This is a genomic window from Erwinia aphidicola, assembly GCF_014773485.1.
Classification (GTDB): Bacteria; Pseudomonadota; Gammaproteobacteria; order Enterobacterales; family Enterobacteriaceae; genus Erwinia; species Erwinia aphidicola.
On record NZ_JACXBP010000002.1, the window covers coordinates 49,861 to 61,854 of the forward strand.

Annotated in this window: 7 protein-coding genes; all 7 read right to left on the reverse strand. The window is 59.1% G+C overall.

Features of this window, described 5'->3' with window-relative positions; all coding sequences use genetic code 11:
- Positions 1 to 52: 52 nt before the first annotated feature.
- The 7 genes from fhuB to mrcB all read right to left on the reverse strand — a co-directional run bounded on the left by fhuB (position 53) and on the right by mrcB (position 11,958).
- Positions 53 to 2,029: a Fe(3+)-hydroxamate ABC transporter permease FhuB gene (gene fhuB / locus ID864_RS04670; protein WP_191149495.1), complete on the reverse strand. Its 1,977-nt coding sequence runs from the start codon at positions 2,027 to 2,029 to the stop codon at positions 53 to 55.
- The gene (fhuD, locus tag ID864_RS04675; protein WP_048914977.1) at positions 2,029 to 2,907 is read right to left on the reverse strand and encodes a Fe(3+)-hydroxamate ABC transporter substrate-binding protein FhuD; all 879 of its coding nucleotides are present in this window, start codon (positions 2,905 to 2,907) and stop codon (positions 2,029 to 2,031) included. Before fhuD ends, fhuB begins: the two co-directional genes overlap by 1 nt.
- 15 nt (positions 2,908 to 2,922) lie before the next feature.
- Positions 2,923 to 3,717 (reverse strand): Fe3+-hydroxamate ABC transporter ATP-binding protein FhuC, encoded by a 795-nt coding sequence (fhuC, locus tag ID864_RS04680; RefSeq protein ID WP_048914976.1) that lies wholly within the window; start codon positions 3,715 to 3,717, stop codon positions 2,923 to 2,925.
- Between the two features lie 48 nt (positions 3,718 to 3,765).
- A complete protein-coding gene (gene fhuA, locus ID864_RS04685) occupies positions 3,766 to 5,973 on the reverse strand; it encodes a ferrichrome porin FhuA (RefSeq protein ID WP_062818107.1) in 2,208 nt (735 codons plus the stop codon).
- A 178-nt stretch (positions 5,974 to 6,151) separates the two neighbouring features.
- Positions 6,152 to 8,317: a ferrichrome porin FhuA gene (gene fhuA, locus ID864_RS04690; RefSeq protein ID WP_191149496.1), complete on the reverse strand. Its 2,166-nt coding sequence runs from the start codon at positions 8,315 to 8,317 to the stop codon at positions 6,152 to 6,154.
- 128 nt (positions 8,318 to 8,445) lie between these two features.
- On the reverse strand, positions 8,446 to 9,153 hold the full coding sequence (locus tag ID864_RS04695) for an acid phosphatase (protein WP_191149638.1): 708 nt from the start codon (positions 9,151 to 9,153) through the stop codon (positions 8,446 to 8,448).
- Positions 9,154 to 9,417: 264 nt separating this feature from the next.
- Positions 9,418 to 11,958 (reverse strand): bifunctional glycosyl transferase/transpeptidase, encoded by a 2,541-nt coding sequence (gene mrcB, locus ID864_RS04700; RefSeq protein ID WP_048914969.1) that lies wholly within the window; start codon positions 11,956 to 11,958, stop codon positions 9,418 to 9,420.
- Between the last annotated feature and the right edge of the window lie 36 nt (positions 11,959 to 11,994).

Here is an 11,994-nt window from a genome sequence, read left to right on the forward strand (position 1 = left end):
GGCATGCTCCGCCCGGACAACATCCGAAAAGGTCAGGCAGCCTGACCTTTTTTTATACCTTGCGCAACAGATAGATAAAGTAAGGCGCGCCGATAAAGGTCGCCAGCAATCCGGCCGGGATCTGATCCGGGAAGGAGAGCATCCTGCCGCACCAGTCTGCCGCCACCATCAGTCCACCTCCCAACAGCGCCGCCATCACCTGCTGCGGCAGCGCCCGGCGGAAGCCGAGCATGCGCGCAATATGCGGGGCCATCAGGCCGACGAAACTCAGCGGACCGATAGTCAGCGTGGCCGCCGCCGTCAGGCAGGCCGCCAGCAGCAGCAGTGCCAGGCGCGAGGGCGTCAACGCCACGCCGACAGCGCGTGCCGTCGCCCCGCCAAGCGGCAGAATGGTCAGCCAGCGGCGGCACAGCGGCACCAGCGCCAGCAGGATGGCGGCAATGATCAGCGTTCGCTTCGCCTGCAGCGCATCGATTTGATAGGTCGAACCGGAAATCCACGTCAGCAGGCCAGCCATCCGCGGGTCGCCGCTTGCCAGCAGCAGCATCAGCAGCGTGGCAAACGCCGTGCTCAACGCCATCCCGGCCAGCAGCATGCGCTCGGGGGAGAAACCGCCGCGTCCGGCGGCAATCGAGATAATCAGCAGCGTCACTGCCGCGCCGAGGCTACCGGCCGGCAGCAGCCAGCCAAAGGCATCACCCGGCACGATAAACAGCATAATCACCACGCCAAACGCCGCGCCGGAGCTGATGCCCAGCACTTCCGGGCTGGCCATTGGATTACCGGTCAGGCGCTGCACCACGCAGCCCGCCACGCCCAGCATCATCCCGGTGGCCAGCGCCGCCAGCATACGCGGCCCGCGCCACGGCAGCAGCTGATGCCACAGTTCCCCGCTCGCCCACACCCAGCCGTGCGCGTCGCGGCCAAAGCTCAGCGCCACCGCACTCAGCAGCAGCAGTACGCCGCCGCCCAGCAGCGCCCACCACAGCACGCGGTGGCGCTCGGCAGGAACGTTATCACCCTGATTCATCGCCGGCGGCAGCGAAGCGGTGCGCAGGCGCGGCAATAGCCACAGCAGCAGCGGCGCCCCGATCACCGCCGTCACCGTGCCGGTGGAGATCTCGCCCATTTTATCCGCCAGCCACAGCACGCTCTGGTCCGCCAGCCACAGCAGCAGCGCACCAATCAGCGGCGCCACCAGCAGGCGACCAATCAGACGGCGGAAGCCGAGCATTTTCGCCAGCAGCGGCGAGAAAAGGCCGATAAAGCCGATAATCCCGGTGGCATTAACCAGCGAGGCACTGATCAGGATAGCCAGCGCCAGCACCGCAAAGCGCGCCAGCGAAATCCCCAGGCCAAGATTTTTCGCCACGCCGTCGTCCAGCCCCATCAGGGTCATCGGGCGCAGCAGCAGCAGCGTCAGCAGTACACCGCCCAGCAGGCGCGGCCAGAGGAACTCGACGTTGCTCCAGTCCATCTGATTCAGCGATCCGGTGCTCCACAGAAACATGTTTTGCAGCTGGTCATGATTGAAGATAGCGAAGATCTGATTCACCGCGCCGCAGTAGAGAGACAGCACCAGCCCGGCGAGGATCAGCGTTACCGGCGACATCCGTTTGCCCCACGCCACACCAAACACCACCACGCCAACCGCGATGGCACCAAAGGTCGCCGCCAGCTGCTGCGTCAGCATGCCGCCCGGCACGCTCCACAGCGTCACCACGGTAATGCCCAATTGCGCCCCGCTCGCCACGCCCAGCGTCGCCGGTTCCGCCAGCGGATTGCGCAGCACCTGCTGGAACAGCAGCCCCACCAACCCCAGCCCGGCGCCGGCCAGCAGCGACAGCGACAGGCGCGGCAGCAGGCTGTAGTGGAATACCATCTGCTCGATATTGTTCATATCCGGCGCGCGCAGCGCCGTCAGCCACTGTTCGGCAGGAAGCTGATGTTGCAGGTTGGTGAGCGTCAGCGCCAGCGCGGCGATAAACAGCAGCAGCAGCAGCGCGATCGGTAAACGGTACTGGCGCATCACTCCCCTCCCAGCACGCGGTCAAGCGTGTAGAGCAGCTGCATCGCCGAGAGCGTCGCGCCATAGAACCAGACGCGCGGCACTTCGGTGAAGCGCTGCGCGCGCACAAAGGGCATCGAACGCCACAGGTCGGAGGCGGTCACCTGTTTCATCAAATTTGCATTGCCGTGCTCGAAGCAGATCGCCTCAACATCGTGCTGATCTGCCAGTCGTTCAATTCCAATCACCGCACTTCCCCAAAAGGTGGTCTCCCCCTGCCATGCATTCACCAGCCCCAGCGCATCCATCACCTGCTGGAACAGGCCATTGGCGGTGAAGACAATCGCATGACGCGGGTCGAGAATAGACATCAGCAGCAGCGGCCGCTGCTGCCGGCGGGCCAGGCGGGCCTTCACGCGCTCGATCAGTGCATCCAGTTCGGCCAGATGGGCTTCAGCCTGCGGCACGCGGTTGATGCGCTGCGCCAGCGCCATCAGCGACTGACGGGCGCTGGTCAGCGGCTTGCCGTTACCGTCGTTAAAGGTGAAGCCCATGCCCGGCGCGATGCGCTGAAAACGTGTCGGATCCGGGCCATAACCTTGTGAAAAGAGGATCAGCGAGGGCTTCAGCTGAGTGATTAGTTCAAGGTTAGGTTCGCTACGCAGCCCCACATCCACCACCGACGGCGGCAGGACCGGCTCCCCCACCCAGTTGCGATAACCGTGCAGTTCAGACGCGCCAGTGGGCGTCACGCCAAGCGCCATCAGCAGCTCGAGCGGTAGCCACTCCAGCGCAATAATGCGCTGCTCATCAGCAGCATATGCAGAGCGGGGAAGCTGGGCCAGCAGCGGGGAACAGGCCAGTGCCGTCAGCAGACGGCGACGCGAAATATCCGGCATCACAACATCCAATCCTTAGTAAACAAAACTCACCGGCGCGCCGCCATTCGGGTGCGGTAAAATACCCATCGGGATACCATAAATCTCCCCCAGCACGTCACCCTGCATGATCGCCTGCGGCTCGCCCTGGGCGATCATCTCACCGTGGCGCAGCGCCACCATATGATCGCAGTAGCGGGCCGCCATATTGAGATCGTGCAGCACCGCGATCACCGTCAGGCCCCGTTCACGGCTGAGACGCTGGATCAGCGCCAGCACGTCAACCTGATGGGCGATGTCCAGTGCCGAGGTCGGTTCATCCAGCAGCAGACAGCGGCTGTTCTGCGCAACCAGCATGGCAATCCATGCGCGCTGACGCTCGCCGCCGGAGAGACTGTCGACCAGACGGCTGGCCAACGGTTTCAGGCCGACCAGCGCAATCGCTTCATCAACACGCTGACGATCCTCCGCGCCATAGCGCCCTAGCGCGCCGTGCCACGGATAACGTCCAATCGCCACCAGCTCGCGTACCGTCATCCCTTCCGCAGCGGGAAGCTGCTGCGGCAGATACGCCACTTCTCGGGCAAAGGCTTTACTGCTCCAGCTGTCGAGCGGCTGCTGGTTAAGTCGCACCTGCCCTGCTGATGCCGCATGGTGGCGACCGAGCATTTTTAACAGCGTCGATTTTCCGGAGCCGTTATGGCCGATCAGGCCACACACTTTTCCGGCGGGAAAGGCCAGCGACAAGGGCTGTAACAGGGTTCTGCCCGGTACGGCAAAGCTGACGTTATCCAGGGTGAAGGTGGTTTCTGTAGCAGACTGATGTGGCATGGTTTTCTTCTGATTGGCGGGCGCAGCGTACCGCGCCCGATGAGAGAGTTAGAAACGGAAGGTGGCGGTACCCACAATCTGACGTTCCGCGCCCCAGTAGCAGGCGTGCTCGCGGTAGCAGCTGGCCACATACTCGCGGTCAAACAGGTTATTGACGTTAACCCCCACCGATGAACCCGGCAGGCCAAAGCGTGCCAGATCGTATTTCACGACCGCATCCACCAGCGTATAGCCCGCGACGTCGAAGTTCTGATCCTGGTTAGCACCGTTGCTCTCCTGGTGGCGATACAGACCTTTGCTCTCACCGACGTAACGCAGACCGGTACCCAGCGTCAGGCCGGAGAGCGCCGTTTCGTGGAAGGTGTAATCACCCCACAGTGACGCCATATGCTTCGGCACCTGCACCGGGGTTTTACCACGCAGATAGTTGTCTTCGGTGTATTCCGCATCGGTATAGCTGTAAGAAGCCGTCACGTTGACGTTGGCATTGACGGCGGCCTTGGCTTCAAATTCAAAGCCGCGTGAGCGGATTTCGCCCCCCTGTACGCTAAACAGCGGTGCGGTCGGGTCACCCATCAGATTGTTGTTTTTGGTCAACTGGTAGATCGCCCCGGTCAGCACAATCGGGCGATCTTTCGGTACGTATTTCACCCCGGCTTCATACTGTTTGGCGCGCGATGGCTGGAAAGTTTCGCCGCCGAGCGTGGTGCCGGTATTCGGGATAAATGACTCGCTGTAGCTGAAGTAAGGGGCAATGCCGTTATCGAAGACGTAGTTAACGCCGCCGCGCCAGGTGAAGGCCTGGTCGTGGGTTTTATTCTCGCTGCCGTTACGGTCAAAGGCGGACATGGTGAGGTAATCGTAGCGCCCGCCCAGCGTCAACACCCAGCGGTCCCACTCCATCTGATCCTGCGCGTACAGACCGGTCTGTTCCTGTTTGTTCAGATACTGGTACGGGTTATACAGCGCCGTTGGCTGGTCGTTACCATACACCGGATTGAGCGCATCCAGCGGGGCAGCAGCGCCAAAAATGGCATCGATATCGTTACGCGAACGCTGGTAATCCACGCCCATCAGCAGCGTATGCTCCAGCTGCGCGGTAGCAAACTTCGCCTGTGCCTGGGTATCCACGGCAAACTGGTTCAGCTTTTCCTGCGAATGTGCGTAACCGCGGTCGATAGTGTTGTTTGCCGTATTCAGGCCGTTGCCATAGATGCTGAGGTAATCAGTTCGCATCTGTGCGTAACGCAGGTTCTGGCGCACGGTCCAGGTATCGTTGAACGCGTGGTCAAAGCTGTAGCCCACCATTTTGGTGTTGCGCGAGATTTTATTGCTCGCTTCACCCTCATCAAAATCGGTTGGCAGCTTATGCTGATTGCCGTTGGCATCGGTAATGGGCACTACCGTGCCTTCACGCGGCAGCCAGCCGTAGTAGCCGGTTTCCGGCTCGTTCTGGAAATAGCTCAGGAAGGTGAAATGGGTGTTTTCATCCGGCTGCCAGCTAAACGATGGCGCAATGGTGTAGCGCTTCTCTTTGTTCATCTGCTGCTGCGCATCGGCGCTGCGCGCCAGGCCGGTCAGGCGGTAAGAAAACGCTTCGTTATCATCCAGCGCACCGCCGAAGTCAAAGCCGGTGGAAAACAGGTTATCGCTACCCATCTGGAACTGCACTTCACGCAGGGTCTCCGTGGTTGGCCGCTTGCTGACCATTGCCACGATACCGCCCGGGTTACTTTTTCCGTACAGCACCGAGGTCGGTCCGCGCATCAGCTCGACGCGCTCAAGGAAGTAAGGGTCAATGGCAAATTCAGAGTAGTTATCACCCTGCAATTTCAGGCCGTTCAGATACTGGTTGGTATTGGTTTCGCTAAAGCCGCGAATAGAGAGCGCATCAATCACGTTGGAGGCACCGCGGTTACCCACCATTACGCCGGTGGTGTAGCCCAGCGCTTCTTTCACCGACAGCGGCTGATGCGTCTGCATCTCCTGGCTGGTGACCACGGAAACCGACTGTGGGTTTTTCTCAATTGGCGTCGCAGTTTTGGTAGCGGTGGCGCTGGTTTTAGCGGCGATGGTTGGCGCTGGCCCCCACGGACTCTCCTGCGGCGCGCTGCTGGCATTAGCGTTTACGGTAATGGTGTCGTCAGCGGCAAAGGCAGCGCCGCTGGTCAGGGACAAGGCAACCAAGACTGCCAGCTGGCGTTTCGCCGTCTTTACGGTATTGAAATCAGTGGAAAAATTGCGCGTGTTGGCCATTGAGCTTTCTCTGAACAAGGATTGTTGAATGTGAAACGAAACGATAATTATTATTATAACGCTCGGATAATATGCGAAACGAAGCAGCTTTCGCAAGGGAAAAGCCACGCCCGGCGCGGCTGCGGGCAGAGTTTACCCGTCAGCGGCACGCGGAATTTTGCGCAAGGTCAGGAATTATTTAATAGCGGAAGGTCATGGTGGCGATGATACGGCGGTCTCGACCCCAGTAGCAGGCATAGCCAGACATGCAGCTTGCCACATAATGACGATCGAGTAAGTTATTAATATTTAACGCTACATTTGAACCCGGTAAGCCAACACGCGCCAGATCGTAGCGCATTACCGCATCCACCAGCGTGTAGGGTTTAACCTTGAAGCTGTTGGCCGTATCGCCCCAGCTGCTGCCGACATAACGCACGCCGCTGCCCAGCGTCAGGCCGCTCAACGCCGTCTGATGGAAGGTATAGTCAGCCCATAAAGAGGCCATATTGGCGGGTATCTGATACGGGCGGCGGTCTGACTGCTCGCTGCCGTCTCGCGCGTAGCGCACGTCAGTAAAGGTATAGGAGGCGCTCAAATTGAGGTTGAGGTTTACCGCCGCTTTAGCCTCAAGCTCCAGGCCGCGCGATCGCGTTTTACCCGCCTGCTTGCTGAAAGACCCCATCCCCATTCCGGCACCGACGCTGGTATCCACCACCAGATTTTTATTTTTCACCAGCTGAAACAGCGCCGCCGTCAGCACAATCGGGCGATCCTGCGGCACAAACTTCAGGCCGAGCTCATACTGCTTGCCGCGTGAAGGTGAAAAGGTCTGATGATGGACATCGCTGCCGGATGTCGGTTGAAAAGACTCGCTGAAGCTGAAGTAAGGTGCAATACCGTTATCAAACAGATAATTCACGCCGCCGCGCCAGCTAAACTGCTTATCGTGACGACGGTTGGTGCTGCGCGCAACTCTGTCAAAGGCTGAGGTCATTGCCCAGTCATAACGTCCGCCTAACGTCACCACCCACCGTCGCCACTGCGCCTGATCCTGCGCGTAGATCCCGGTTTGCTGCTGGCGATCCAGCGTTTTTTGCGGCATCCGCCCAAATTCCGGGATGGTGTCATCGCCATATTGCGGGTTGAGCAGATCAAGCGGATCGGCGAGACCGTAAAATCCGTTAATATCATCGCGCATATGCATATAGTCGATGCCAAACAGCAGGCGATGATCCAGCGGACCGCTGGCTAATTTCCCTTCCATCTGGGTATCGACATCAATATTGCTCAGCCGCTCGTCAAAATGCGCTGAAGAGCGCATCAGGGTCTGCGGCGCAATATAACCTATGCCGTTGAAGCCGGTGCTGTGCGAGTCCAGATGCATATAGCGCACATTCTGCCGCACCTGCCAGCTGTCGCTGAGATCGTGTATCAGGCGATAGCCAGCCAGGTTCTGCGTATGCTGATAGCGCCCGCTGCGCTCGCCATCGCTAAAGCGGGTCGACAGTTTATGCTGCTTACCATCCGCAGTGACAAACGGGTCCACCGTGCCCTGACGGGGCAGCCAGCCGTTATACCCTGACTCGGGTTCATGCTGAAATTGGGTTAACAGCGTCAGGCTGGTGTGCACATTTGGCTGCCAGCGAAAGGAAGGCGCAACCGCATAGCGCTTCTCGCGCGCATTCACCTGCTGCGCGTCGTTACTGCGGGCCAGCCCGGTCAACCGCCAGCTATAGCGCGGGTCATCATCGACAATATCGCTAAAATCGAAGCCGGTCTCATACAGATTCTGGTTACCCATCTGAAACTGGATCTCGCGCAGGCGCTCTCCCAGCGGCTGTTTGCTCACCAGCGCAATCAGCCCGCCGGGGCTGCTCTTGCCATACAGCACTGAGGCAGGCCCGTGCAGGACTTCAACGCGCTCCAGCATGTAGGGGTCAATGGCGGCCAGTGAATAACTGTCGCCCTGCAATTTGATGCCGTCCAGATACTCGTTAATATTTTGCTGCCCACCAAAGCCGCGGATCGCGACATTATCAAACAGATTGGCACTGCCGCTGGCGTTCACCGTCACACCTGGGGTGTAGCTGAGGGCTTCTTTGACCGACTGTGGCTGCATGCGCTGCAACTCTGCAGCGGTCACCACCGAAACCGACTGCGGGATTTTCTCCAGCGCCGTATCGGTTTTACTGCCGCTGGCACTGCGTTTTGCGGCCAGGGTTGCGGCAGGGCCCCAGGCATCTTCCTGGGGCGGCGCATCATCGGCATTGACGGTCAGTGTCGGGGTGGTGGCAAAGCAGTTTGCGGCCAGCAACAGAGGAAAGTAACGGCCGACGGTTCTGGAAACCGCATAAACATTCATTGTCGTTTCGCTCCTCCTTTATCCATTGGACGACCCATATCGGGCAGATAATGCAGGATGAAGCGAAAGAAAGGTTGATCAAAAAAGCGGCTACCCTGAGCCGCTTTGCTGACTTTACTGCACGCAGATTACTGGCCGGAGCCAGTATTCAGCTCAGCTTTGACCTGTTTTTCCTGCTCGAGAAAGGCGGGAACAGTTTGCAGACGAGCATACTCGACCGCCCCCACGTAACGCCCGGCATTGACATCACTTTGCCAGTGCGCGCCACAAATCACCCGGCTCTGCCCAAATTCCCACGCGCGTTCCGCCAGCTCCTTCGCCCGCTCGGGTTTGGCCTGCGACAGCACCAGCGCCAGCAGCGTGCCGTAGGTGGTGTGGCCGGAGGGGTAAGAGCCATTTTTACGCAGCGCCGGTTCATCGGCGGGCTGGCAGGTGTGATGGTTGAACACCACAAAAGGACGGGTGCGCATATAGTAATTTTTCGCCCCGTCCGGCGCGTAAGCACCGCCGAGGATCAGCAGATTTTGCAGCATGTTCCAGGTCGCAGGGGTTTCACTGGCACTGATGGTGACCCCCAGCACGGGAGAGAAGATTTTGGCGATATTCTCGACGTGCAGGTTGGCATCCTGAGTGGCTTGCTGCCAGCGCGGCGAGCCTTTCAGCGCGTAGCCTTTTTCATAAGCCGCCTTGTCATAGGAGTAAGCGGAGCTGCCCTCTTTTGGCGGTGGTGGCAGGTAGTACTGGCTGTCGACGGCCTGAGCTGCGGTGTGGAAAGGGATAACGCTGGTGTTGTCAGCCTGTGCGCAGAGTGCGGTGAGTAAAGCACCGCCTAACATCAGGCTGGAATATAACGCATTAAGTTTCATTGAAATTCCTTTTTATGAGTAAAAGCAGGCTTATCCTCACTGAAAGGCAATGCAAAAAAAGATATGCAGATCTCATTTTATTTTTTATTAGATCTATTTGGATGTTTTTGGCACTCAAAATCAAAAACAGTAACTTAATCAATTAACTAAAACAGTCCCTGTTCGACACAAACTCTGAATAACAGACATAAAAAAAGCCGGTTCCCCGGCTTTTTTTACAATCAACAATCGCTGTTACTTGCCGAACATATCTTTAATCCAGCCCGCTACGCCATCGCTGTCCTTCTGCTCATTTTGCTGCTGCGGCTGACCCTGCTGCGGTTGCTGCTGGCTGTTCTGCTGCTGCAACATCTGCTGCTGTTGCTGAATTTGCTGCTGCTGTTGCTGACACAGCGCCTCAGCATCGGTGGTCCAGACCGGCAGGGTGCGCCAGCTGCTGCTGGCACTGCCGCAGACAAAGTTGCCGGCAGAATCAACGCTCATCGGCGCGATATCTTCCGGCGGCGTCAGCTGCAGCGGCATCGGCGCCTGGTTAGCCAGATAGCGCAGGTAGAGCTGCATGGCACCGCTTGAGCCATAGACCTTGGTCGGCTGGTTGTTATCACGGCCAATCCAGGTGATCGCCACCTCTTTGCCATCAATACCGGCAAACCAGCTGTCCACCAGGTTGTTGGTGGTACCGGTTTTACCCGCCAGGCTGGCGCGAGGATATTTGGCACCCAGCGCGCGCGCCGTACCGTGATCGACCACCTGCTGCATGGTGTAAAGCGTCAGGTAGGCGGCCTGAGCAGGTACCGCACGTTCTGCCTGTGGGAAACTCTGATACAGCACGCTACCATCTTCGGCAATCACCGAGCGCACCGCAGAGAGCGGTGCACGGCTGCCGCCGCTGGCAATAGTCTGGAACGCCTGCGCCACTTCAACCGGGGTCAGGTTAAGCGCCCCCAGCAGCATCGCAGGTACCGGGTTCAGCTGGTCTTTCGGCACGCCCAGTTTGGTCCAGGTATCCACCACCTGCGGCAGCCCCAGCGTCATGCCAAGGTTAACCGTTGGCACGTTCATTGAGCGGGTTAGCGCATCCACCAGCATCACCTGGCCGCTGAATCGACGATCGTCGTTCTGCGGTTTCCATACCTGGCCATTCGGCTGCTTCAGCGCAATCGGGTTATCGGCAATCCAGGTATTCAGGCGATAGGTATCCGGCTGGCTGAGGGCGGTCAGATAAGTCGCTGGTTTTGCCAGGGAACCAATCGAACGGCGCGCCTGCAGGGCACGGTTGTAACCGGCAAACTGCGGATCGGCACCGCCAACCATGGCACGCACTTCACCGCTGAAGCGGTCAACAATCACCATGGCAGTTTCCAGATCGTTCAGGCCACGCTGTTTACGCAGCGCCGGCATCCCCTCTTCCACCGACTTCTCGGCCGCATCCTGTGACACCGGGTCAAGGGTGGTGAAGATTTTCACCCCGGAGAGATCTTTAATTTTATCCCCGAGCTTCGCCTGCAGCTCATTACGCACCATCTGCATAAAGGCCGGCTGCGGCGTTATCACCCCCCCTTTCGGCTGCACACCCAGCGGGCGGGCGCTCAGCATGTCGTACAGCTCCTGGTCGATCACCTTCTGCTGCTGCAGCAGGCGCAGCACCAGGTTGCGGCGCTCCAGCGCCAGCTTCGGATTACGCCATGGGTTATAGAGCGAAGCGCCTTTTACCATCCCCACCAAAAGCGCCTGCTGGTCGAGGCTCAGCTCGTCCACCGGGCGGCCAAAGTAGTAGAGGCTGGCCAGCGGGAAGCCGCGGATCTGATCGTTACCGGCCTGTCCGAGGTACACCTCATTCAGATACAGCTCCAGGATGCGGTCCTTGCTATAGCGCGCATCCATGATCAGCGCCATATAGGCTTCGTTGGCTTTACGCCACAGCGAGCGCTCGTTGGTCAGGAACAGGTTCTTCACCAGCTGCTGGGTCAGCGTACTGCCGCCCTGCACCGCACGCCCGGCGGTGATGTTGGCGAGGAAAGCACGGCCAATCGAGTAGAAGCTGATGCCGTCATGCTGATAGAAGTGGCGGTCTTCCGTTGCCACCAGCGTGTCCACCAGCAGGTCAGGGAAGCCGGCACGCGGCACAAACAGGCGCTGTTCGCCGTTCGGCGACTGCAGCATAGTGATCAGCCGCGGATCGAGGCGGAAGAAGCCAAAGCTGCGGCCGCTGTCGAGATTTTTGATGTCGCTCAGCTGGTCGCCGCTAAAGCTCAGGCGCGCGCGGATCTGCCCCTCTTTGCTGTCGGGGAAATCAAACGGGCGGCGGATCATCTCAATGCTATTACCCTGCACGGTAAATTCACCGGGCCGCGTCATACGCGTCACTTCGCGATACTGCGTGCCTTCCAGCAGGGCGATCATCTCTTTCTTGTTGTACGACATACCCGGCTCGAGGCTGACCATGCGGCCATAAACCGTCGCCGGCAGCTGCCAGACTTTGCCGTCAATGCGGCTGCGGATCTGGGAGTCAAGATAGACACCATAGATTGCCATCACCACGGCAAACAGCAGGAACAGCTTAATCAGTAAGCCAATCCAGCCTCTTTTCTTACGCGGTGAGCGTCCTTTTCCTTTACGTGGCACCGGGGTTACCTCCTCGTCATCCAGGTCATCATCCTGATCGTCATACTCATCATATTCTTCCTCTTCCCTGCGGCGACCTCGCCCCGCTTTGTTACGCGGCGGCTTGGGCTGCTTTCCTTTACGCCCGATAGGTTCGCGATCGTCAGACATGTGTTTCATTTCTCCAGGGGCACGCGTCGGCCAGGC